General features: G+C 70.7%; 25 protein-coding genes and 1 pseudogene. 16 read left to right on the top strand and 10 right to left on the bottom strand.

What is annotated here, in order from left to right:
* Positions 1-29: 29 nt before the first annotated feature.
* Both K6K41_RS11575 and K6K41_RS11570 read left to right on the top strand, forming a co-directional pair.
* Positions 30-557, top strand: a complete 528-nt coding sequence (locus K6K41_RS11575; protein ID WP_261405166.1) for a hypothetical protein — start codon at positions 30-32, stop codon at positions 555-557.
* Positions 550-1,104, top strand: a complete 555-nt coding sequence (locus K6K41_RS11570) for a hypothetical protein (RefSeq protein ID WP_261405165.1) — start codon at positions 550-552, stop codon at positions 1,102-1,104. The genes K6K41_RS11575 and K6K41_RS11570 overlap by 8 nt, the downstream gene beginning before the upstream one ends.
* 9 nt (positions 1,105-1,113) lie before the next feature.
* On the opposite strand, the gene K6K41_RS11565 is transcribed toward K6K41_RS11570, so the two are convergent.
* From K6K41_RS11565 to K6K41_RS11555, 3 genes are all read right to left on the bottom strand, one after another.
* Positions 1,114-1,509 (bottom strand): VOC family protein, encoded by a 396-nt coding sequence (locus K6K41_RS11565; protein WP_261405164.1) that lies wholly within the window; start codon positions 1,507-1,509, stop codon positions 1,114-1,116.
* Positions 1,510-1,707: 198 nt separating this feature from the next.
* Positions 1,708-2,481 carry a Bax inhibitor-1/YccA family protein gene (locus K6K41_RS11560; protein WP_261405163.1) on the bottom strand — a complete coding sequence of 258 codons (774 nt, stop codon included), beginning with the start codon at positions 2,479-2,481 and terminating at the stop codon, positions 1,708-1,710.
* A 130-nt stretch (positions 2,482-2,611) separates the two neighbouring features.
* Positions 2,612-3,118, bottom strand: coding sequence for a L,D-transpeptidase family protein (locus K6K41_RS11555; protein WP_428978579.1), 507 nt, complete (start codon positions 3,116-3,118; stop codon positions 2,612-2,614).
* A gap of 204 nt (positions 3,119-3,322) precedes the next feature.
* On the opposite strand from K6K41_RS11555, the pseudogene K6K41_RS11550 reads away from it, so the two are divergent.
* Both K6K41_RS11550 and K6K41_RS11545 read left to right on the top strand, forming a co-directional pair.
* Positions 3,323-4,008, top strand: a pseudogene (locus K6K41_RS11550) (response regulator transcription factor).
* 33 nt (positions 4,009-4,041) lie between these two features.
* Positions 4,042-4,482, top strand: a complete 441-nt coding sequence (locus K6K41_RS11545) for a cyclic nucleotide-binding domain-containing protein (protein ID WP_261405162.1) — start codon at positions 4,042-4,044, stop codon at positions 4,480-4,482.
* A gap of 137 nt (positions 4,483-4,619) precedes the next feature.
* Here the strand turns inward: K6K41_RS11545 and K6K41_RS11540 are convergent, their stop codons facing one another.
* The 7 genes from K6K41_RS11540 to K6K41_RS11510 all read right to left on the bottom strand — a co-directional run bounded on the left by K6K41_RS11540 (position 4,620) and on the right by K6K41_RS11510 (position 9,535).
* Positions 4,620-4,832, bottom strand: coding sequence for a hypothetical protein (locus tag K6K41_RS11540; protein WP_261405161.1), 213 nt, complete (start codon positions 4,830-4,832; stop codon positions 4,620-4,622).
* Positions 4,833-4,876: 44 nt separating this feature from the next.
* Positions 4,877-5,278, bottom strand: coding sequence for a hypothetical protein (locus tag K6K41_RS11535; RefSeq protein ID WP_261405160.1), 402 nt, complete (start codon positions 5,276-5,278; stop codon positions 4,877-4,879).
* A 24-nt stretch (positions 5,279-5,302) separates the two neighbouring features.
* Positions 5,303-5,773 carry a type II secretion system protein GspM gene (gspM, locus tag K6K41_RS11530; RefSeq protein WP_261405159.1) on the bottom strand — a complete coding sequence of 157 codons (471 nt, stop codon included), beginning with the start codon at positions 5,771-5,773 and terminating at the stop codon, positions 5,303-5,305.
* A gap of 82 nt (positions 5,774-5,855) precedes the next feature.
* Positions 5,856-5,999 (bottom strand): hypothetical protein, encoded by a 144-nt coding sequence (locus K6K41_RS11525; protein ID WP_261405158.1) that lies wholly within the window; start codon positions 5,997-5,999, stop codon positions 5,856-5,858.
* Positions 6,000-6,052: 53 nt separating this feature from the next.
* The gene (locus K6K41_RS11520) at positions 6,053-6,925 is read right to left on the bottom strand and encodes a type IV pilus biogenesis protein PilM (RefSeq protein ID WP_261405157.1); all 873 of its coding nucleotides are present in this window, start codon (positions 6,923-6,925) and stop codon (positions 6,053-6,055) included.
* Positions 6,926-7,018: 93 nt separating this feature from the next.
* Entirely contained in the window at positions 7,019-8,695 is a 1,677-nt protein-coding gene (locus tag K6K41_RS11515) for a GspE/PulE family protein (protein WP_261405156.1), read from the bottom strand.
* 129 nt (positions 8,696-8,824) lie between these two features.
* Positions 8,825-9,535 (bottom strand): heme-binding protein, encoded by a 711-nt coding sequence (locus tag K6K41_RS11510; protein WP_261405155.1) that lies wholly within the window; start codon positions 9,533-9,535, stop codon positions 8,825-8,827.
* A gap of 742 nt (positions 9,536-10,277) precedes the next feature.
* Here K6K41_RS11510 and gspD point away from each other — a divergent pair.
* The 12 genes from gspD to K6K41_RS11450 all read left to right on the top strand — a co-directional run bounded on the left by gspD (position 10,278) and on the right by K6K41_RS11450 (position 21,033).
* Positions 10,278-12,683: a type II secretion system secretin GspD gene (gene gspD, locus K6K41_RS11505; protein WP_261405154.1), complete on the top strand. Its 2,406-nt coding sequence runs from the start codon at positions 10,278-10,280 to the stop codon at positions 12,681-12,683.
* Between the two features lie 10 nt (positions 12,684-12,693).
* On the top strand, positions 12,694-13,245 hold the full coding sequence (locus tag K6K41_RS11500; protein ID WP_261405153.1) for a prepilin peptidase: 552 nt from the start codon (positions 12,694-12,696) through the stop codon (positions 13,243-13,245).
* A gap of 20 nt (positions 13,246-13,265) precedes the next feature.
* Complete coding sequence (locus K6K41_RS11495; RefSeq protein ID WP_261405152.1) at positions 13,266-14,477, top strand: type II secretion system F family protein; 1,212 nt, start codon at positions 13,266-13,268, stop codon at positions 14,475-14,477.
* A gap of 12 nt (positions 14,478-14,489) precedes the next feature.
* The gene (gene gspG, locus K6K41_RS11490) at positions 14,490-14,939 is read left to right on the top strand and encodes a type II secretion system major pseudopilin GspG (RefSeq protein WP_261405151.1); all 450 of its coding nucleotides are present in this window, start codon (positions 14,490-14,492) and stop codon (positions 14,937-14,939) included.
* Between the two features lie 52 nt (positions 14,940-14,991).
* Positions 14,992-15,396, top strand: a complete 405-nt coding sequence (locus K6K41_RS11485; RefSeq protein ID WP_261405150.1) for a general secretion pathway protein GspH — start codon at positions 14,992-14,994, stop codon at positions 15,394-15,396.
* Entirely contained in the window at positions 15,393-15,857 is a 465-nt protein-coding gene (locus tag K6K41_RS11480) for a prepilin-type N-terminal cleavage/methylation domain-containing protein (RefSeq protein ID WP_261405149.1), read from the top strand. Before K6K41_RS11485 ends, K6K41_RS11480 begins: the two co-directional genes overlap by 4 nt.
* Positions 15,858-16,826, top strand: coding sequence for a hypothetical protein (locus K6K41_RS11475; protein WP_261405148.1), 969 nt, complete (start codon positions 15,858-15,860; stop codon positions 16,824-16,826). It abuts the gene before it with no gap.
* Entirely contained in the window at positions 16,823-17,203 is a 381-nt protein-coding gene (locus K6K41_RS11470) for a hypothetical protein (protein ID WP_261405147.1), read from the top strand. The genes K6K41_RS11475 and K6K41_RS11470 overlap by 4 nt, the downstream gene beginning before the upstream one ends.
* Positions 17,200-17,721 (top strand): general secretion pathway protein GspK, encoded by a 522-nt coding sequence (locus K6K41_RS11465; RefSeq protein ID WP_261405146.1) that lies wholly within the window; start codon positions 17,200-17,202, stop codon positions 17,719-17,721. Before K6K41_RS11470 ends, K6K41_RS11465 begins: the two co-directional genes overlap by 4 nt.
* Positions 17,722-17,884: 163 nt before the next feature.
* Complete coding sequence (locus tag K6K41_RS11460) at positions 17,885-18,772, top strand: class II glutamine amidotransferase (protein WP_261405145.1); 888 nt, start codon at positions 17,885-17,887, stop codon at positions 18,770-18,772.
* Positions 18,773-18,807: 35 nt separating this feature from the next.
* The gene (locus K6K41_RS11455) at positions 18,808-19,515 is read left to right on the top strand and encodes a GltB/FmdC/FwdC-like GXGXG domain-containing protein (RefSeq protein WP_261405144.1); all 708 of its coding nucleotides are present in this window, start codon (positions 18,808-18,810) and stop codon (positions 19,513-19,515) included.
* A gap of 168 nt (positions 19,516-19,683) precedes the next feature.
* Complete coding sequence (locus K6K41_RS11450) at positions 19,684-21,033, top strand: FMN-binding glutamate synthase family protein (RefSeq protein ID WP_261405143.1); 1,350 nt, start codon at positions 19,684-19,686, stop codon at positions 21,031-21,033.
* Positions 21,034-21,043 lie beyond the last annotated feature (10 nt).

Genomic DNA, 21,043 nt, shown 5'->3' with positions numbered 1-21,043 from the left:
CAGTCCGATCACCAGCGCCGAGGGGCGGTATGGAGACCTTGCAGCCTTCTCCGATCGCCGCGGCGCGACGACCGGAGGCGCCGGCGCGGATCGGGCGGATCGCGGGGGCTGCGGCCTTCGTCGTCGCCGGGGTTCCGTTCGGCGTCGCGCTGGCGCTTTGGCGTTCGGGGCAGCCCTGGGGCCAACCATGGATCGGAGCAGGCTTTCGCCTCGTTCTCGAGCACGCCGCGTTCTTCGCGGTCTGCGCGGCCGTCGCCATGGCTATGGAGCTTGCGTCTGATTTCTCCGCCTTCCGCCGACGTCTCCGGCGGCGGGCGATCGTCGCGTTGAAGCGGAGGCCATGGCTGCTCCACCTGCTGATCTGGGGCCCGCTCGCGACGCTGGCGCTGGTCGGAGGCGAGATCGAGTTCTGGCGCGCCGTGCTGGCGGTCGCCATCGCCGCCGCGGTCCTGATCCACGCCGCCATCCTGCGGAGCTTCGCGGACGGGTTCGGCCTTGGAGGCAAGCTGTTCGCCCTGGCCTTCGGCGCCGGCTTCGCCTGGTTCCTGCATGGCTGATGTCGCCGCCGCCAGCGGCCGCGGCCCCGCGCTCAAGGCGCGCCGGAGCCGCGAGGTCGTCGCGATGGCGGCCGTGGCCGCGCTCGCGCCGGTCCTCGCCGCCTTCGTCGGCGTGGCTGTCGAGGGGACGCCATGGGCGGAGCTCGGGGGAGCGGCCTATGTCCGGCTGAGCGGCGCCGGCGTTCCGCTCGCCATCTTCGTCATGGCGATGATCGCGACGCATGAGGTGGTCGGCGATCCCACGCGGCTCGCCGTCGCGCGCCGCCGCCGGGCGGCGGCCCGATGGGCGAAACGCAAAAGGCGGCTCGCCTATTTCGTCACGGCGCCGCTCGTCATCGCGCTGTTCGTCTTCGGCGCCTTTGCGGCCCTGCCTTTCGCGGCGCTGGTCGCGCTCTTCCTGCTCGCGACCGCGGCCCTCGCCGCCGCGCTCGTCGCTCTCGCCGCCCGACCCCGCGCGGCGTCCCTCCCGGCGGCGGCCGTCGCCGGGATCGTCTGTTGCAGGCTGTGGACCGACGCCTTCGACGCGGCCGTGCGGCTCGTCGGCTGACGGCCGCCCTCAGATGAACCGGCCGCCGCGCTGCAGCACCTCGATCTTATAGCCGTCCGGGTCGGAGATGAAGAAGAAGCGGGCGAAGGGCTTGCCGTCGCGCTCCATGGTTTTGAGCCGGTTGGGGTTCAGCCCGGCGTCAGTGACGCGCTGGTGCTCGGCCTCGAGGTCGTCGACCGACAGCGCCAGATGGCCGTAGCCGTTTCCGAGATCGTAGGGCTCGGAGCGGTCGGCGTTGACGGTCAGCTCGAGCTCGAAGCCGGTTTCGGCGTTGCGGAGATAGATCAGCGTGAAACCCTCGAACGGGTAGCGGTCGGCGACCTTCAGGCCGAACGCCGTCTCGTAGAAGGCGAGCGAGCGCGCCTCGTCGGTCACGCGGATCATCGAATGGATCATCTTGGCCATGGCGGCGCTCCCTGAAACTCGGCGGGGCTAAATGGAGCGCGGCGCAGCGTGTTCGAGGCGCGACGCGCAAAGTTCCCTCCTCCGCAGCGGGGGAAGGGGCGGCCGACGTCGGGCGTTCCGCCAAAACAAAAGGCCCCGGCGTTTCCGCCGGGGCCTCGGTTCAGGCGTCTCCAACCCGAGGGCCGGAGCGGTCCCTGATCACTCGCGGTTGCCGAACAGCGACAGCAGCGCGGTGAACAGGTTGATGAAGTTGAGGTAGAGCGACAGCGCGCCGAGGATGGCCTTGCGGCTCATCGTGCCGTCGTCGTCCATCTCGTAGTACATTTCCTTAATGCGCTGCGTGTCATAGGCGGTCAGGCCCGAGAAGATGACCACGCCGAGCACCGACACGACGAACTGGACCATCGAGGACTGGAAGAACAGGTTCACCAGGCTCGCGATGACGATGCCGAACAGGCCCATCACCAGGAACGAGCCCATGCCCGTCAGGTCTTTCTTGGTCGTGTAGCCCCAGAGGCTGAGCGCGCCGAACGCCGCCGCGGTGATGAAGAACACTCGCCCGATCGACGCCCCGGTGTAGACCAGGAAGATCGACGACAGCGACAGGCCCATCAGGCCGGCGAAGACGTAGAAGGCGATCTGGCCGCCCGCCGCGCTCATCTTGTGGAGGCGCGCGGAGAGGAAGAACACCATGGCGAGCGGGGCGAGCAGCACCACCCACTTCAGCGGGCTCGTGTAGAGCATCACGCCGAACGGCGTGAGGTTCATACCGCGCGCCACCGCGCCGGTCGGCTCGGACGACACGGCGAGCATGAACGCGCCGATCGCCGCGAGGCCGGTGATGGCCAGGCCGATCGACATGTAATTGTAGACGCTCAGCATGTACGACCGGAGGCCCTGGTCGATCTCCATGCTCGGCGCCGACGTCTGGCCGTAGGTTCGGCCGAGAGCGTTGCGATTGTAGTCCGACATTGATCGTCGTCCCTTCGGAACAGGTTACCGTCAGGTCCGCCGGATCACGGCGTTCCATTGGTTGAGAACGATATGGGATGGGGCCCGTAGCGCACAAGTTCGCGAGCGGTCGCAGGTTCTGACATCTTCGTCAGATGGAGCGTGACGACGCCCGAGGGTTAACGTCCCCTCTTCGACTTGCGCGGACGCGGCTCCACGTCGAGCCAGGCGCCCCTGGCGAGGCGGGCGACGAGGCGGCGGAGGAAGCGCGGCTCCACCGCCACGCAGCCTGCGGTCGGCGAGAAGCCGGGGCGGCGGCGTGGAGGAAGATGGCAGAGCCTCGGCCGGGCGTGGCGGGGCGGTCGTTCCAGCCGAGCTCGACCACGAGGTCGTAGAGCCCGTCGTCGCGCCACAGGGTCTCGTGCGATGCGGAAAACGGCAATGTAATCAATCGATTGTACCGGCGGTGACCGGGCGCGTCGCACCAGCCGTCGGTGGTCCGGATGGTTCGCGTGTCGAGGCCCGAGGGCGGCCGCGGGCCGCGGTCTGCGCGGCGGAAGAGGCGGCGCAAGGCGAGGCGGCCGCGCGGCGTTCCGCCATCCCCCTCGCGCTTCGTCGTGACCGTTCCGGCGGGCCCGAGCGCGCAAGGGAACGCCATGCCGCCGGCCTCCAGGCGACCGCGCGCGCGGTCGCCGGCGCGGGGCCGGACGATGACCCTTTCGATGCGCTTTTTGCGGACGAAAGTTCGCCTGAAGGGCGTTTTGGGCATGAAACGCGTCCCGAAACGCGCCTTGCCGAACGGGCGGCGCCTGTCTAGTTCACGACTGCCGGCTGCACTGGGCCGGCTTCCAAGAGACGTTGAATGGCCACCAAGCGCAAGATCCTTGTCGTCGAAGACGACGCCGACCTCCGTACCGAACTCGTCGAGCAGCTCGACCTCCACGAAGAATTCGAGCCCGCCCAGGCGGGGTCGGCCCAGCCCGCCATCGCTCACGTCCGCGGCGAGCATGTCGACCTGATCATCATGGACGTCGGACTTCCCGACATGGACGGCCGCGAGGCCGTGAAGGTGATGCGCCGCGACGGCTATCGCGGACCGGTCATCATGCTCACGGGGCAGGATTCGGACGCCGACACGATTCTCGGCCTCGAGGCCGGCGCGAACGACTACGTGGCCAAGCCCGTGCGATTCGCGGTCCTTCTCGCACGCATCCGCGCCCAGCTTCGCAGCCACGAGGCGAGCGAGGACGCGATCTTCACGATCGGGCCGTACACGTTCAAGCCGGGCGGCAAGGTGCTCGTCACCGACAAGAACGCCAAGATCCGCCTGACCGAGAAGGAGACCGCGATCCTGCGCTTCCTCTATCGGGCCGGATCGTCGGTGGTGGGAGAGAAACTCTTCTTCAGGAAGTCTGGGGTTACAATTCGGGCGTGACCACGCATACGCTCGAGACCCACGTCTATCGTCTTCGCCAGAAGATCGAGGCGGATCCGTCCAACGCGCGGCTGCTGGTCACGGAGGCCGGAGGATATAAGCTCGTTCCATAGGGGACGACTTATCCAGTTGCGTAGCGGGGGCGCGTGGCGCTCGAGGACGACATCAGGACGTTGAGCGAGACGCCGCTGCTCGACCAGCTCGGCCGGGACGCGCAGCGGCTCATCGCGTTTTCGGCGGACCGGGTGCGGCTCGCCGAGGGCGACGAGCTGTTTCGCGAGGGCGAGCGGGCCGACTGCGGCTATGTGGTCGCGTCAGGCTCGCTGAGGCTCGTGCGTCCGGGCGGCGAGATCACGGTCGGCCGCTCGACGCTCGTGGGCGAGCTTGCGCTCATCGCCGACGTCTCCCGTCCGGCGACTGCCGTCGCCGTCGAGCCGACCGAGGTGCTGCGAATCGCCCGCGGCCTGTTCGCGCGGCTGTTCGACGAATATCCCGACCTCGCCCGCAACCTTCACGCCCGGCTCGCGCAGCGGCTGAAGGCGAACGTCGCGGAGCTCAAGTCGATCGAGGCGCTGCTGCGCCGCTGAGGAACGCGGCGGCGTCATGCCCGCGTCGTCGTCGCGGGTATCCACGACGTTGGCGTAGAGTTCGACGTCCCCTAGAAAGTCGTGGACGCCCGGCCGCCGCCGGGCATGACGGCTGCGCTGACCGGATGTCCCCAGCCCTAATTGTCCTCGTCGGAATCGTCGCCCGACGAGGAGTCGTCCTCGTCGCCGCTCGCCGCCGCCGGCTTGCCTTCGGCGCGCTGGAACATGCGGTACTCGTGCTCGCGGTCGTCGAGCGTGACCTTCAGCGTAAAACCCTCGATGCCGGTGACGAGCCAGCCGTCGACCTGGTCGCCGAGCCGCAGCCGCTCGATCTCGCCGCCGTTCTCCACGATCGCGACCGCGCCCTCGGGACCCTCGACGACGCCCGCAAGCTTCAGCTCCGGCGCCGCCGCGGGCGCGCGCTCGGGCGGGGCGGAGGAGGCGGCGGGGGAGGGGCTTCGGCGACCGCGGGCGGCGGCGCGGGACGGCGCCGCGAGGGCGTGAACAGCGGCGCGTCCCGAAAGCCCGCGAGAGAGCCCTTGTCGAGGCCGGCGAGCGGATTGAGCGCGGCGATGTCGGGCGACGGCGCGGAAGCCGGCGCTTCCGTCCCGGCCTCGTCCCGCGCGGCGGCGGGTTCGTCGGCCTCTTCGGCGCGCTCCCGCGAGGGCGCCTCGGCCGCGCGCGGCTCCCGGCCGTCGGCCGCGGCGGGCGGCTCCTGCGGCTCGACGCCCTCCGGCCCGTCGGAATTCTGCGCGGCGGCGGCGACGGCGAGCGAGCATCGCGCCGGCGCCCGCAAGGACGAGAAGGAGAGGGGCGCGCCTCATGAGGGAAGCTTCCTGTGGCCGCGCGCGACCAGACTGACCCGAAGCGTCGGGTCCTCGTCGGCGGCGTCAGCCTCGGCGTCGAGCCGCCGGGCCTCCAGCCGCTCGATGGTGAGCAGCGGCAGGCGGGTCTCGAGGCCGTAGAGCATCTCGAGCAGGCCGTCATTGGTCACGTCGAAGGTCACGCGCAGCTCCACCCGCCCGTCGTCGGGCGCGTCGGCGTCGCGCACGGAGCCGGGCTCCTGCGTCTCGATCAGGCGGCCCGAGGCCTCGCCGACGGCGTCGGTCAGGAGCTTCTGCAGCTCGGCGCGCGCGATCTCGACGCCGTCGCCCGGCAGATAGATCGAGGAGGCGTCGAGCCCCGATCCGGCGCTCTCGCGGATGCGGGCGGCGCGCAGCTCGAGCGCCGCGACGGTCGCCTCCTGCTGGTCGGCGAGCGCCTCGGTCTCGCTCGCCTGCAGGAAGGTCACGGCCGCGAAGATCAGCGCGCCGAGCGCAGCGCGACCGCGAGCGCGCCGGTGACGACCCGGCGGATCGGACGCGGTTCGGCGCTCACGGGCGGGGATCCTGGAACGGAGATGAGGAGGGCGCGGGCGCGCGCCCGGCGGCGGAGGCGTCGGCGGTGCGCGCGCCGTCGGGCCGCACCCGCGCGGCGAGGATCTCGAACAGGTCGCGCCCGTCCGGCGCGCGCGTCACCGGGGCGGCGAAGCGGGTCTCGCGGGTGAGGCCGCTCGCCTCGAGCTTGGCGATCAGCCCCGGCGAGGCCGAGGAGGAGCCGGCGATGCGGATCCGGCCCTCGTCGATCTCGAGGTCGCGCAGCGCGTGTCGGCCGGCACGGCGCGGGCGAGCCGGTCGATCAGCGTCGTCATCGCGTCGTCGGGGCGCTTGGCCTTGATGAGCGCGGCCTCGTGGGAGCCGGCGCCGGCGCCGGCCGCCGCCGCGAGCGTCGCCCGGGCCCTGTTCTGGCGATGCTCGATGTCGGCGAGGCGCGTTTCGGCGGCGTAGGAGGCGTAGAGCGAGAGCCCGAGCGCCGGGACGACGACCGCGGCCACGATCGCGGCGGCGAACGCCACCGTGCGCCGGGCGCGGATCTGCGCGGTGTCGCGCGCGCCGCGCCAGAGGTCGATCTCGAGCGGCTGGTCGAGAGGCTCGGACGCGGAGCCGATCGAGGTCGGCTCGAGGCCGCGCGCCGACGCCTTGGCGAGCCAGCGGTCGGCGATGTCGCGCGATGTCGCGGCGAGGTCGACCGACAGCTCGCCCGATTCGGTTTCGCCCGAGACCCGGTAGCCGTAGAGCGCGCGGTCGGGCGACCAGGGGATCAGCCGTTCGAGCCGGTGCTCGACGATCGGGTCCAGATAGTCGCGGCCGGCCGCCGGCAGCGCGAGCGTGCGCATCAGGACGGTTTCGGCGGGAAGGCGAAGCTCGGTCGGCTGGCCGCCGCGCTTGCGCGCGCCTGCCGGCAGCCGCTTGGGCGCGCCGTTCGCCGGAACCTCATAGAGCGTGAGCTCGTCGCCCTCGGCCAGGGCCACAAGGCGGTCGCGCGCGCCGGCCCGCGCCGCGAGCGGCTGGGCGAGCGCCACGAGGTCGTCCACCGCCGTCCTGAATACGCCCTGGAGCGACATGCGACCCGAACCTTCGCCTCAACCGGCTGTCACGCGATTTCGGCCGCGAGCCTTATCCGCCGCCGACCCGCGGTCAATCCGCGGCGGGGCAGTCTAACCCGTCGTCCGCAACACTTCAGAGATGGTGGTCATTCCGCGGCCGGCTTTCGCCACGCCGTCCTCCAGCATGGTGGTGAGGCCGCCCTTGCGGGCCGCGGCCAGCATCGCGGTCGGATCCGGGTTCTCGCGGATCATGCTGCGGACGTGGTCGTCCACCCGCATCACCTCGAACACGCCGACGCGGCCGCGATAGCCGGTCTGGCCGCAGGCCGCGCAGCCCTGCGCGGCGAAGAAGCGCGCCATCGGGTCGATGCGGAAGCCGCGCTCCTCGGCGAGCGCGCGCGCCGTCTCGGCCTCGCGCGCGTCCTCGCGCTTGCAGCGCTCGCAGAGCCGGCGCACGAGGCGCTGGCCGAGCACGCCGCGCAGCGCCGAGGCGATGAGATAGCTCTCGACCCCCATGTCCGCGAGGCGCACCACCGAATCGGTCGCCGAATTGGTGTGGAGCGTCGTCAGCACGAGATGGCCGGTGAGCGCGGCCTGCGCGCCGACCGCGGCGGTCTCGGCGTCGCGCATTTCGCCCACCATGATGACGTCGGGGTCGTGGCGCAGGAACGAGCGCAGCGCGGTCGCGAAGGTGAGCCCGATCGACGGCTTGATCTGGGTCTGGTGGACGCCCGGGATCTGGTACTCGATCGGGTCCTCGACGGTCACGATCTTGCGCGTCGGGTCGTTCAGCACCTGCATCGCGGTCGCAAGCGTCGTGGTCTTGCCCGAGCCCGTCGGCCCGGTGACGATGACGATGCCATGGGGCTCGGCGAGCAGCGACTTGAAGGCCGCGAGATCGCGCCCGCCGAGGCCGATGCGCTCGAATTCGAGCAGGCGCGAATCCTTCAAGAGGATGCGCAGCACGGCCGTCTCGCCATACATGGTCGGCATGGTGGCGACGCGCAGATCCGCCTCGTTGCGGCCGATGAACACGTTGGCGCGCCCGTCCTGCGGCAGGCGGCGCTCGGCGATGTCGAGATTGGCGAGGATTTTTACGCGCGAGATGACCGCGGCGGCGAGGTGCCGGGGGGCGGTCTGCTCGGTGCGCAGATGGCCGTCGACGCGAAGCCGCACGCGCAGCTCGTCGCGGCCGGTCTCGATGTGGATGTCGGTGGCGCCGAGGTCGATCGCCCGCTCCATGAGCTGGTCGACGAGCCGCACCACCGGCGCGCCGCGCGCAAGATCCTTCAGCGCCTCGACGGTGTCGGCCGCGGCGGCGGCGTCCGCGCCCTGCGCCGCATGGCCCGCGGCGTCTGGCGTCGCCCGCTCGAACAGCAGGTCGATCTCCTCGAAGGAGACGATCACGAGCCGCGGCGCGCCTCCGAGCGCGAGCCGGACGGCCGGCAGATGCTCGCCGGTCGGGTCCGCGACCGCGATCGCGACGGCGCCGTCGAGCTCGAACGGATAGGCGAAGGCCTCGCGCAGGAAGTTGCGCGACAGCCCCTCGATGCGCGGGCGGGCGGCGGCGACCTCCGCGAAGCTCATGCGCTGCACGCGGTGGAGCCCGGCGAGCGCTTCGGCGAGGTCGGGCGCCGGGACAGCGCCCGCGCGCCACAGCGCCTCGGCTTCGCCGCTCGCGCGCGCGGCCGAGGCCGGCCGGTCGGCGGGCGCCGGCATGTCGACCAGGAGGCCGAGCCGGTTCAGATGTCCGGCGAGTTCTGTCGGTGGCGGCGTCGGTGCGTTCATGTCCGGCGTCTGTGGGACCGGGACGGAGCGGGTCCGGGCCGGGACAGCATATCGCGAAGAGCTTAATCGACAAAAACGAACGCGCGCCGGGCTGGCCGGCGCGCGTCGAAGGATGTGATCGGAGGCCGGTCAGGCGTTGGGTTTGTTGACGCCTTGCGTGTCGGCGTCGTTCGGGCAGTGGGGGTGGCCGGCGAGGTCGTCGAAGGTGAGCTTGTCGGTCGGGTTCGAGGGCGCGAGCTTCAGGAGCTTGCGGGTGCGCCAGGCGGTCGAGTGGTCGGCGCAGGCGGTGTCGCCCGACAGGCCGAGCCCGCCGATCGCCTTGTCGCCGTCATAGAGGCCGACGCCGCCGCCGAACGTGATCGTGCCGCCGACGCGCTTGCCGATCAGCGGATCCTGCGCGGTGCCGAACTTGTCGTAATTGCCGTCATAGACCGTCGCGCCGTCGAGCGGATTGCCGGCCGCAAGGCCGAACAGCGGATTGCCGCCGCTCGGGCTGCCCTGAACCCACGGATAGAGCTGAGCGGTGGAGAGCGGCGCGCCGTCCTGGCTGAGGCCGTTGGCGGTGAACGCCTTGGCGGCCGCGATCTGGCGCGAGAGCAGCCACTGGCTCGCGGTGGTCTCGCCCGAATAGGCGACGGCGCAGACCGCGCCGGTGCGGTCGACCGCCACCGCCCAGTAATGATTGTTGAGGCCGGTCGAGTCCTTCTCGTCGGCCTTGACGAGCGCGGACTTCAGCGCCTCGGGGGTGACCGGGCAGGCGGCTTCGGCGCGGCCCGCGGCGACCGTCGCGGCGAGGCCGACGAGCGCGGCGCAGAACATCTTCTTGTCGAACGTCTTCATGCCAGTGCTCCCTTGGAGATCGGATTTTCGAGATCGGATCCGGAACGCGCGCGTCCGGCCGGTCGGACCCAGGCGTCCGAAGCCGTCGAGCGTTCTTTGCCGGCTCGATCTGCGCGAGCCGGGGACCGAAAAATGCGGTTTGAAATCGGGAACGCGACGCGGATGCGCCGGCATGCGCGTCAAGGACGATCGCCTGCCTGCCAGATACCACCTGAGCGCGACGGGGGCGTCCAAGTCAACGGCGAATTCTGTCCGACCTCAAGATTCCGTTGTCGCGACAGCCAGATGACGACGGTCGACAACTTGGCTGGGCCTGATTTCGTTGGGCGTCTACCGATCCAGATCGTGCTCGAAACTTTGGTCTTAGTTGGTTCCGACCAAGATGCGGCGGGTGTGGCCCTGCGACATCATCATGACGCAGATGACCCCAGCTTGGAATGAGGCGGCGCGCGGGCGGAAAGTTGTCGTGCGGCCGCAATGGCGAACCCCGCCGGGCGCGGCTGCGCCGCAGACGTCTCGTCAGGCCGCTTCCGAGTCGAAACGGCGCCTCGGCGCTGCTCTCGCCGACTTTCGTCGCATCGTTTCTTTCTTTGTTATTAAACGTGTGTCGGAATGTTGTTAATCGCGTTTCGTCAAGCATTGAAATTATTTCCTGCGCCCGATTATCTCGATTTTACGACGCTGTTTTAACCAAATTCTCGCGCTTCGCCTTGGTTTGACTTTTGCCGTTCCAGCGCTTTCAATGAAATCTTCGCAGCTCGGGGCTGCGTGGTTCGGGGTGTTGGTGATGAATGCGGTGCGTTTCGCGGGCGTCGTTGCGGGCGGACTGGCGTGCCTCGGCATGCTCGTCGGCTGCTCGGCGACCACCGAGGAGGCGGCTCCGCGCTCCTCGCTGATGAACACCGGCCTGTTCACCGATCTCAAGGCGCGCCAGCCGCGATCGGAGCGCTCGGGCCCGCTCGCGATGACCGTCGCGAACTCCGCGACCACCAACATCGTCGCGACCGACGGCCCTGCGGGCTCGGAGGCGACGCTGAAGCCGATGGCCTTCGTGGGCGACGCCGACGAGGGCGGCGCCGTAGGCCAGAGCGAGGCCGGGAACGGCGCGCGCGGCGGCGCCTATCGCCTCAATTTCGAGAATGCGGACGTGCGCGAGGTCGTCCAGGCGGTGCTCGGCGAGACGCTGCGCATCAACTACACCATGACCGAGGACGTCTCGGGCAAGGTCACGATCTCCTCGCCGCGCGCCATGAACAGCCAGGAGCTGCTTTCGGCGCTCGAGGCCTCGCTCAACGCCAACGGCTTCTCGATGACGAAGTCGGCCGGCGGCTACCGCATCGCGCCGACCTCGGTCGGCGGCGGCGTGGTCGACACGCCTTTCGCCACGCAGCCGAGCTATGGCGTCTCGGTCGTGCCGCTGCGCCACGTCTCTGCCGCCACCATGGGCAAGCTCGTCGCGGGCTTCATCACCGAGAACGACGGCCTGCGGGTCGACCAGGCGCGCAACGCCATGGTGGTGCGCGGCCCCGGCTCGAAGCGCCAGGAGGCCATCGAGGCCATCATGTCGTTCGACGCCGACTGGATGCAGAACCAGGCGGTCGGCATCTACGAGGTCCGCCGCGCCGCGCCGGACGCGGTCGTGGCCGAGCTCAACCGCGTGTTCGACGCCGAGAAGGGGGCTTCCGGCGGCGTCATTCAGTTCAAGCCGATCGGGCGCCTGCGCGCCGTGATGGTGGTGAGCAAGAACCCGGCGCTGCTGAAGCGCGCCGAGACCTGGGTGCGCCGTCTCGACCGCGACACCCAGAGCGGCTCCGAGAACGTCTTCGTCTACAAGGCGCGGTACCGCGACTCCAAGGAGCTCGCCCGCATCGTCTCGACCCTGTTCCGGGCCGGCGGCGACGGCGGCCGCGGCGCCTCGGCGAGCACCGGCCAGCGCAGCGCGGGCGCGAGCTCCTCGGCGTTCGACCGCAACGGATCGGAAAGCGGCTCCTCCTCATCGTCGGGCTTCGGCTCCGGCTCCTCGAGCTTCGGCTCGGGCTCGTCGAGCTCTGGCTCCGACGCCGCCCGCGCCTCGCTGCAGGGGCGCGCGGGCGCCGGGCAGCAGTCGGCCTTCAACAACCCGAATTTCGGCGAGCAGACCGAGGGCTCTCAGTCCGGCCAGGAGAGCGGCGGCGACTCGATCGACCTCACCAGCCAGTCGCAGGGCGATCGCGCGAACGTGCTGATCAGCGCCGACCCCGCCAACAACGCCGTGGTGGTCTACGCCGACGGCTACACCTACCAGAAGATCCTCGCCGCGCTCCGCCAGCTCGACAGCGCGCCGCTTCAGGTCGCGATCCAGGCCACCATCGCCGAGGTGACGCTGAACGACGAGATGAAGCAGGGCGTCGAATATTTCGTGAAGTCTCAGAATGTCGGGCTCGGCAACAACAACGGCTCGGTCAGCCTGTTCGGCAGCGCCGCCAACGCGCTCGGCAAGCTCGCGCCGGGCTTCAACATCCTGCTCGGCACCAATTCGAGCCCGGACGTGCTGATCTCCGCGCTCGACCAGGTCACCGACGTCGAGGTGCTGTCCTCGCCCTCGCTCGTCGTCGCCGAGAACCAGCCGGCGAACTTCCAGGTCGGCGACGAGGTGCCGGTCCAGACCCAGTCGCTCGCCACCGCCAACCAGGTGAACCCCAACAACCCCTCGCTGCTGAGCTCGGTCGAGTACAAGGACACGGGCGTGATCCTGAACGTCACGCCGCGCATCGGCTCCAACGACGCCGTCACCATGCAGATCGAGCAGGAAATCTCCTCGGTGCGCGGCGGCAGCGGCGCCAACACGCTGACGCCGACGCTGTCGAAGCGCCGCGTGGCCAGCAACATCTCGGTCACCAGCGGCCAGACGGTGCTGCTCGCCGGCCTCATCTCCAAGCGCGACGAGCGCGGCAAGAACCAGGTGCCGCTGCTCGGCGACCTGCCGGGCGTCGGCGGCCTGTTCGGCCAGCGCTCGCGCCTCAACCAGCGCACCGAGCTCGTCGTCTTCATCCGGCCGACCGTCATCCGCACCGGCGAGGACGCGCAGTCGGTCGCCGAGGAGTTCCGGTCGCGGCTCCTGGTCGCGCGCCCGCCGCAGGGCGCGACGCGGGCCAATTATTCGAAGTGACGCGCCGGCCATGGCGCGCGACGTCATGCTCGAAACCGGGGTCGCGGCCGCCGCGCTCGCTCTGGCGGCGCTGATCGCGTTCGAACCGCGCACCGCCGCGCCGACCGGCGCGCTCGCGCTCTGCCTCGCCGTCATCTGGATCTCCTGGAGCGACGTGCGCGACTTCACGATCCCGGACGGCGCCAATTTCGCGCTGGGCGCGTTAGCGCTCGGCGTCCGCTTCGCCTCCGACGGGTTCTCGTCCGAAACCGCGTTGCTCGCGCTCGGCTCCGGCGCGCTCTGTGGGGCGGCGCTGTGGGGCGTGCGGGAGATCTACTACCGGCTGCGCGGCCATGACGGGCTGGGCTTCGGCGACGTGAAGCTCGCGGCGGCCGCCGGCGTTCTGGTGGGCCCGGCGGGCTTCGCGCTCGCGCTGTTCGCAGCCTCGCTCGCGGGCCTTGCGGTCGCGCTCGCGCTGCGCAGCTCCGCCGAGGCGCGTCTTCCGCTCGGCGCGCTGCTTGCGCCGGCGGTCCTTGCGGTGTGGGGCTCGGGCCTCGAACAGGCCGCGGACCTGCTCGCATGACCGCGGCCGGCTGACCCGCCATGGCGCTGTTCGAATACAAGGCCATCAACCCTGCGGGCCGGATGGTGGCTGGCTCCATGGAGGGGGCCTCGCGCGCGGAAGTGCTGGCCGAACTCGACCGCGCGGGCTTCACGCCCGTCTCGGCCTTCGAGACCGACGGCAAGCCGAAGCGGAGCTGGCGCGAGCAGCTGACGCCCGAGCCCTCGCCCGAGCACATCACCGGCTTCACGCTCGACCTCGCGATGCTGCTGAAGGGCGGCGTGCCGCTCAACCAGGCGCTGATGATCCTGACCCAGATGGAGCGGCGGCGCTGGCTCGTGCGGCTCATCGAGGAGCTTCATCTCGAGATCGCGGGCGGCAAGAGCTTCAGCCAGGCGCTCAGCCTTCACCCGCGCTCCTTCCCGCCGGTCTATGTCCAGACCGTGCAGGTGGCCGAAAGCGCCGGCCGGCTCGAGGAAGCGCTCTCCGACATCGCGACCGAGCGGCAGCGCAACGAGAAGCTGAAGCGCTCCTTCACCTCGGCGATCGCCTATCCGGCCTTCCTGTTCGTCGCGGCGCTCGGCGTGATGTCGTTCGTGCTGCTGTTCGTCATCCCGCAGTTCGAGGGCGCGCTGCAGGGGTTTCGCTCGCGGCTGTCGCCCTCGACCACCTTCGTGTTCGACCTGTCGCGCTGGTTCCGCGACAATGTCGACCTGCTGGTGATCGGCGTCGCGGGCGCGCTCGTGCTCCTGCTGCTCGCAAGCCGCCTGAGCCGCGGCGGCAACCTGTTCGTGCGCCTGTTCTCCCGGCTGCCGTTGACCGGCACGATGCTCAACCACGAGCTCACCGTCACCTTCTGCCGCACGCTCGCGATCCTGCTGGCGAACGGCGTGCCGATCACCAACGCGCTGCGGCTCATCCGCGACATCGTGCGCGTGCCCTCGGCCGCGCTCGCCATCGACGCCGCGATCGCGGACGTGCGGCAAGGCCACCGGCTGTCGGAGGCCTTGTCGCGGCACGCCTTCCTTCCGGCGCATGTGACGCAGATGCTGCGCGTGGGAGAGGAGTCCGGGCGGCTTCCGGACAGCGCGTCGCGGATCTCGAGCTTCTACGAGACGAAGCTCGAGACGAGCCTGCGCCGTCTCGTCGCCGTCATCGGTCCCGTGATGATGATGCTTGTGGCGGCGCTCGTCGGCTGGCTTATCGTGTCGGTGATGACGGCGCTGACGAGCATCAACGATCTTCTGGTGTAGGGTTTTCCGCGCATGACGATTTTCAGGACCCGCCCCGACAGGGCTTCGCGCCGCGACCGCACGGGCGGCTTCACGCTGGTGGAGCTGCTCGTCGTGCTGGTCATCCTCGGGCTCGTGATGAGCCTCGTGGGCCCCCGCGTCCTCGGCTATCTGTCGAGCTCGCGCGAGCGCGCCGCGCGGCTGCAGCTCCAGTCCTTCTCGGCGGCGCTCGACCTCTACTACCTCGACATGGGCCGCTACCCGACGACCTCGGAGGGGCTCCAGTCGCTGGTGAAGGCCCCGGCCGGCCAGGACAAGTGGGCCGGTCCCTACGTCCAGCAGGGATCCATTCCGATGGACCCGTGGGGCAACGCGTACGAATACCGCACGCCCGGCCGCACCAAGGCATACGGGATCTCGTCGCTCGGCTCGGACGGCCGCCGCGGAGGCGAAGGTGACGCGGCCGACATCGTCAACGACTGACGGATTACGGTCGGGGCGCGGCGCCCGCGGGGGCTTCGCGCTCATCGAACTGATGCTCGCGCTCGCGCTGATCGCGCTGGTGGCGACGCTGGCGCTGCCGCGGGCGCGCCCGTTCGACGGCGGCGCCGCGCTCCGCACCAAGGCCTACGAGGCCGCGGCTCTCCTGCGCAAGGACCGCGACGCCGCGCGCCGGCTCGACAAGGAGGTGGCGAGCGTCGTCGATTTCGGCCGCCGCCGCGTCGCCTCCGGGGCGGGCGCCGAGACGGTGTGGATGCCGACCGCGATCGGCATGCGGCTCTCCGCCGACCGCTTCTCCGGATTCCGCTTCTTTCCCGACGGCCGCTCGAGCGGCGGCGAGCTGACGCTCGACGCCGGCGGCGGGCGGCGGCTGAAGCTCACCGTCGACCGCCTCACCTCCGCGGTCGAGATCCGCGCCGACGACAGGCGCGCGCAATGACGCGCGGCGGCGCCCGGGCGGGCTTCACGCTGATCGAGACGCTGGTGGCGCTCGTCGTGCTCGCGGTCGTGATGGTCGTGACGGTGCGCGGCTTCGTGACCGCGCGGCTCGGGCTCGACCGCGCCCAGTCGACGCTTGCGGCCGAGGCGGTGGCGCGCTCGCTCGTCGAGACCGAGCTCGACCGGCTCGCCGCCGCGCCCGGCGTGCGGACCGGCGAGACCGACGGCTTGGCCTGGACGGTTTCGACCGAGCCGATCGTCCTGCCGCTGCAGGCCGCGCCGCCGCCGAAGGCCGGGGCCGCCGCGGGCGGGGAAGGGGCCGGCGGCGATGATCCGCAGGCCGCGCGCAAGCAGGCCGAGGAGGCCGCGCGCTGGAAGCCGATGCGCGTCGTCGTGTCGGTCGCGAACGGGCGCGGGCGCCCGCTCACGATCGAGACGCTTCACCTGACGAAGGTGGAGTAGATGGGCGCGCGGGCGGACGGCCGGGGGCCGCGACGTTCCGGCGGGGGCTGTCCAGGCTCGGGCCGCGACGGGTTCCTGCTGGTCGAGGCGCTGTCGGCGCTCGCGATCTCGGCGCTGCTGATCGCGGCGCTGCTCGCCTTCACGGGCATGCTGCGCCGCTCCGCCGACCGCACCGCCTTCCGGGTCGAGACCATGGAGGTCGCCGGCCGCACCGTCTGGACCGTCGCGAGCGAGCTTCGGCAGACGAGCCGCCAGCGCTGGGCCCCGGAGGAGCGGACGGCTGGCGGCGCGACGCCGACCCGGGCCGCTGCACAGCCGGGCGGAGCGAGCCCGAACGCGCGCCCTCGCCCGGGCTCGAACGAGGAGGACGACGGCGGCCCGCAGACGGGCGGCCGATCGAACGCCGATCCCCGCCAGTCGCCGGACGGCGAGCAGCAGGCGGCCGAAAAGGAGCCCGACCGCAACTTCGTGTTCTCGGGCACCCCGGAGCGGGTGCTGTTCGCGCTGACGCCGGAGCTCGCGACCGGGCTTCGGGCCCCGGTCCTCGTGGTCTACCAGGTCGACGCCTCGGGCGCGGTGCTGCGCGCGGAGGGCGCGATCGGCCCGGAGGCCAAGGGGCCGGACGCCGTTCGCCTCGGCCCCGTGGCGCGCGTGGCCCCGGGGCCGGAGCGGATCCGCTTCGCCTATGTGGACAAGGACCAGAACGGCGAAGAGGTGATCCTCGACGCCTGGACCGACCGGCGCCGCATGCCGGCCGCGGTGCGGATCGACCGCTCCGACATCGCGACCGGCCGGCCGCTCGGCTCGCTGCGCGTGCCGATCCTGCTGTCGGGCGAGCCGGGCTGCGCCGATCCCGAAAAGCGCTTCTGCAGCCGCGTCGACCGCGACCAGTCCGGCGGGGCGGGAGGCGCGACGCAGCCGGGCCGCCCTGCGGCCGGGCGGCAAGGCTCCGACGGAGAGCCGATGTGAGGCGCGGCGGCCGCGACGGCTTCATTCTCGTTTCCGTGCTCGTCTCGCTGATCGTGCTCGGCGGGCTGGCGGCCGCGGTCGCCTATCTGACGCGCACCGCCGTGGTGGGCGCGGCCTCGGCGCGCGAAGCGCTTGTGATCGACGCGCTGATGCAGTCGGGCCTCGAGCTCGCAGGCTACGAGCTGTTCTCGCTGCGCCGACCGGCCGAGCTCGTGAACGGCCAGCGCATCCGCCTCAACGACGGGGTGGTGACGCTGTTCGCCGCCTCGGAAGCCGGCAAAATTGATCTCAACGGCGCGCCGCCGGAGCTGCTCGCGGCGCTCTGGACCGCGATCGGCGCGCCCGGTATGCGGCCCGAGACCTTCGCGGCCCGGTGATCGACTATCGCGACCTCGACGACGAACCCTCCGACAATGGCGGGGCGGAGATCCCGCAATATTCCGCCGCCGGGCCCAACCGGCTGCCCGCCAACGCGCCGTTCGAGCGGATCGACGAGCTTCAGAACGTGCTCGACGTCACCCCGGCGCAGGTGCGGCAGCTGCGGCCTTACCTCACCGTGCACAATCCCGACGGCAAGATCGCGGTGCTCGAGGCGAGCGTCGCGACGCTTCGGCTCATTCCCGGCGGGGCCCGGCTCGCCGACCAGATCCCCGCCCTCAAGGCCGCGGCCCAGACCGAGCGCCAGAACGAGGGCCAGAGCGACGCCGTCGAGCGCCTTCTCGGCGACGCCGCCAAATTCGTGACGGTGGAGAGCGAGCCCAAGGCGTTCACGGTCCGCGTCGAGGCCGAGCGCGGCGGGTCGCGCCGCGCGGTGGACTTCGTGCTGACGGCCTCGCGGGCGCCCGACGCGCTCTATTTCGTCACCGACCGCATCGAGCGCCGGCCCGGGCGCTGAACGTTATGCGGGCGTCACGCCGCGCGCCGCGCCTAGATGGTGCAGTGCAAAAGTTTCTTTTAAAGAATATTTCTTTCCTGTTCGATTGACGTGGTCCGCGACCCCGTCTAGCGTTCGCATCAACCGCGGCGCAGGCCGCGACGGTTGATCGGAGCGACGCCTCATGTGCGGGATCGTGGGCCTTTTCCTGAAAGACAAGTCGCTCGAGCCGAAGCTCGGCGAGATGCTGAGCGAGATGCTCGACGTGATGTGCGGCCGCGGGCCGGACTCGGCGGGCTTCGCCGTCTACGGCGCGGGCGAGAAGGGCAAGGTGAAGCTCACCCTTCGCGCCGTCGAAGGCTATGACTTCAAGGCGCTCGAAAAGGTCGTCGGAAACGGCGCCTCGATCGTCGAGCGCTCGACCCATGCGGTGCTCACCGTCGACGCCGCCAAGGAGGCCGAGGCCCGCGCCGCGCTTGCAACCGTCGAGGGCGTCTCGGTCGTCGGCGCCGGCGAGCGCATGGAGCTCTACAAGGAGGTCGGCCTGCCGATCGACGTCGCCCGGCGCTTCAAGCTCGAGCAGATGTCGGGCACCCACGGCATCGGCCACACCCGCATGGCGACCGAGAGCGCGGTGACCACCAACGGCGCGCATCCGTTCTCGACCGGAACCGACCAGTGCCTCGTGCACAACGGCTCGCTTTCGAACCACCGGGGCCTCCGCCGCGTGCTCGAGCGCCAGGGCTTCAAGGCCGAGACCGACAATGACAGCGAGATCGCAGCCGCCTACATCAGCCAGCGCATGAAGGACGGCCGCTCGCTCGGCGAGGCGCTCGAGGACTCGCTCGACGACCTCGACGGCTTCTACACCTTCGTGGTCGGCACCGAGACCGGCTTCGGCGTGCTGCGCGACCCGATCGCCTGCAAGCCGGCCGTCATGGCCGAGACCGACCAGTATGTCGCGTTCGGTTCGGAATACCGCGCGCTCGCCGGCCTTCCGGGCATCGAGACCGCCAAGGTCTGGGAGCCGGAGCCGGCCAAGGTCTACTTCTGGGACCGCAAGGCGGCCTGAGACACGACATTCGAGCATCCAGGGGACACCGCCCGATGAACGCCAGCACCCAGAGCCACGCCTTCGACCTGTCGTCGTCGACGGTCCGTGAGCTCAACTCCGCGCTCCACGCGCTCAAGGAAGGCTCCAACGCCTCCCTGTGGCGCGTGACCAACCCGCGCGGCCTCCACGCCATCGCCGCCGGCGTCGACGCGCCGGTGACCGTCGAGGTCGACGGCCCGGTCGGCTACTATTGCGGCGGCATGAACAAGCACGCCACGATCCACATCCGCGGCTCCGCGGGCGTCGGCGTCGCGCAGAACATGATGTCGGGCTTCGTCCACATCGAGGGCGACGCCAGCCAGGCCGCCGGCGCGACCGCGCATGGCGGCACGCTCCTGATCGAGGGCAACGCGGCGGCGCGCTGCGGCATCTCGATGAAGGGCGTCGACATCATCGTGAAGGGCTCGATCGGCCACATGTCGGCCTTCATGGCGCAGGCCGGCACGCTCACCGTGTTCGGTGACGCGGGCGAAGCGCTCGGCGACTCGATCTACGAGGCGCGGCTCTACGTGCGCGGTTCGGTGAAGAGCCTCGGCTCGGACTGCGTCGAGAAGGAAATGCGCGACGAGCACAAGGCTCAGCTCTTCGAGCGCTTCAAGACCGCGGGCGTCGACGGCCAGATCGATCCGGGCGAGTTCAAGCGCTACGGCTCGGCCCGCAATCTCTACCACTTCCACGTCGACAACGCCGGCGCGTACTGAGGTGGCGCCTTGGCCAGGCCGACTGCGTGCTTCGAGACGCGGCCAGACGGCCGCTGCTCGGCATGAGGTCGGTCCCGGCCTGCCATTCTCCACGTCCCTCATGCTGAGGAGCGCCGCCCCGGCGGCGCGTCTCGAAGCACGCACTCCCGCTCCGCAGCGAGACCCGTCATGAACGAGCACGTCAAGAACCCCAACGCCGCGCCCCGCACGCTCCCGCGCGAGTCGGCGACCTTCGACCAGCACACGCTGGCCGAAATCCGCCGCGCCGCGGCGACCGGCATCTACGACATCCGCGGCGCCGGCGCGAAGCGCAAGCTGCCCCACTTCGACGACCTGCTGATGCTCGGCGCCTCGATCTCGCGCTATCCGCTCGAAGGCTATCGCGAAAAGTGCGGCACCGACGTCGTGCTCGGCACCCGCTTCGCCAAGAAGCCGATCGAGCTCAAGATCCCGATCACCATCGCGGGCATGAGCTTCGGCTCGCTCTCGGGCCCCGCCAAGGAAGCGCTCGGCCGCGGCGCGAGCCAGATGGGCACCTCCACCACCACCGGCGACGGCGGCATGACGCAGGAGGAGCGCGGGCATTCCAAGACGCTCGTCTACCAGTACCTGCCCTCGCGCTACGGCATGAACCCGGACGACATCCGCAAGGCGGACGCGATCGAAGTGGTCGTCGGCCAGGGCGCCAAGCCCGGCGGCGGCGGCATGCTCTTGGGTCAGAAGATCTCCCCGCGCGTCGCCAAGATGCGCACGCTTCCCGAGGGCATCGACCAGCGCTCGGCCTGCCGCCACCCCGACTGGACCGGCCCGGACGACCTCGAGATCAAGATCGAGGAGCTGCGCGAGATCACCGACTGGGAGAAGCCGATCTACGTCAAGGTCGGCGCCTCGCGGCCCTATTACGACACCGCGCTCGCGGTGAAGGCCGGCGCCGACGTCGTGGTGGTCGACGGCATGCAGGGCGGCACCGCCGCCACGCAGGAGGTGTTCATCGAGCATGTCGGCATCCCGACGCTCGCCTGCATCCGCAACGCCGTGAAGGCGCTCCAGGACCTCGGCATGCACCGCAAGGTGCAGCTGATCGTCTCGGGCGGCATCCGCAACGGCGCCGACGTCGCGAAGGCGCTCGCGCTCGGCGCCGACGCCGTCGCGATCGGCACGGCGGCGCTCGTCGCGCTCGGCGACAACGACCCGCAGTGGGAGGACGAGTACCAGAAGCTCGGCACCCACGCCGGCGCCTATGACGACTGGCACGAGGGCCTCGACCCGGCCGGCATCACCACGCAGAACGCCGAGCTGATGAAGCGCGTCGACCCCGTGAAGGCCGGCCGGCGCCTCGCCAACTACCTCTCGGTCATGACGCTCGAGGCCCAGACCATCGCGCGCGCCTGCGGCAAGAGCCACGTCCACAACCTCGAGCCCGAGGATCTCGTGGCGCTGACCATCGAGGCCGCGGCCATGGCCCAGGTTCCGCTCGCGGGCACCAACTGGATCCCCGGGCAGACCGGAAGCTTCTAAGGCCGGCCGG

Source organism: Chenggangzhangella methanolivorans, assembly GCF_019797865.1.
Classification (GTDB): Bacteria; Pseudomonadota; Alphaproteobacteria; order Rhizobiales; family Methylopilaceae; genus Methylopila; species Methylopila methanolivorans.
Note: the sequence above shows the minus strand (reverse complement) of the source record. Positions and strands in the feature narration are given on the sequence as shown.

Excerpts from the sequence above, each read along its gene's own strand:
- K6K41_RS11495 (WP_261405152.1), top strand. The coding sequence starts at position 13,266 with ATGGCGCTGTTCGAATACAAGGCCATCAACCCTGCGGGCCGGATGGTG.
- K6K41_RS11570 (WP_261405165.1), top strand. The coding sequence starts at position 550 with ATGGCTGATGTCGCCGCCGCCAGCGGCCGCGGCCCCGCGCTCAAGGCG.
- gspG (WP_261405151.1), top strand. The coding sequence starts at position 14,490 with ATGACGATTTTCAGGACCCGCCCCGACAGGGCTTCGCGCCGCGACCGC.
- K6K41_RS11480 (WP_261405149.1), top strand. The coding sequence starts at position 15,393 with ATGACGCGCGGCGGCGCCCGGGCGGGCTTCACGCTGATCGAGACGCTG.
- K6K41_RS11500 (WP_261405153.1), top strand. The coding sequence starts at position 12,694 with ATGGCGCGCGACGTCATGCTCGAAACCGGGGTCGCGGCCGCCGCGCTC.
- K6K41_RS11565 (WP_261405164.1), bottom strand. The coding sequence starts at position 1,509 with ATGGCCAAGATGATCCATTCGATGATCCGCGTGACCGACGAGGCGCGC.
- K6K41_RS11475 (WP_261405148.1), top strand. The coding sequence starts at position 15,858 with ATGGGCGCGCGGGCGGACGGCCGGGGGCCGCGACGTTCCGGCGGGGGC.
- K6K41_RS11520 (WP_261405157.1), bottom strand. The coding sequence starts at position 6,925 with ATGTCGCTCCAGGGCGTATTCAGGACGGCGGTGGACGACCTCGTGGCG.
- gspD (WP_261405154.1), top strand. The coding sequence starts at position 10,278 with ATGAAATCTTCGCAGCTCGGGGCTGCGTGGTTCGGGGTGTTGGTGATG.
- K6K41_RS11455 (WP_261405144.1), top strand. The coding sequence starts at position 18,808 with ATGAACGCCAGCACCCAGAGCCACGCCTTCGACCTGTCGTCGTCGACG.
- K6K41_RS11560 (WP_261405163.1), bottom strand. The coding sequence starts at position 2,481 with ATGTCGGACTACAATCGCAACGCTCTCGGCCGAACCTACGGCCAGACG.
- K6K41_RS11450 (WP_261405143.1), top strand. The coding sequence starts at position 19,684 with ATGAACGAGCACGTCAAGAACCCCAACGCCGCGCCCCGCACGCTCCCG.
- K6K41_RS11515 (WP_261405156.1), bottom strand. The coding sequence starts at position 8,695 with ATGAACGCACCGACGCCGCCACCGACAGAACTCGCCGGACATCTGAAC.
- K6K41_RS11510 (WP_261405155.1), bottom strand. The coding sequence starts at position 9,535 with ATGAAGACGTTCGACAAGAAGATGTTCTGCGCCGCGCTCGTCGGCCTC.
- K6K41_RS11485 (WP_261405150.1), top strand. The coding sequence starts at position 14,992 with ATGCTCGCGCTCGCGCTGATCGCGCTGGTGGCGACGCTGGCGCTGCCG.
- K6K41_RS11460 (WP_261405145.1), top strand. The coding sequence starts at position 17,885 with ATGTGCGGGATCGTGGGCCTTTTCCTGAAAGACAAGTCGCTCGAGCCG.
- K6K41_RS11575 (WP_261405166.1), top strand. The coding sequence starts at position 30 with ATGGAGACCTTGCAGCCTTCTCCGATCGCCGCGGCGCGACGACCGGAG.
- K6K41_RS11555 (WP_428978579.1), bottom strand. The coding sequence starts at position 3,118 with ATGGCGTTCCCTTGCGCGCTCGGGCCCGCCGGAACGGTCACGACGAAG.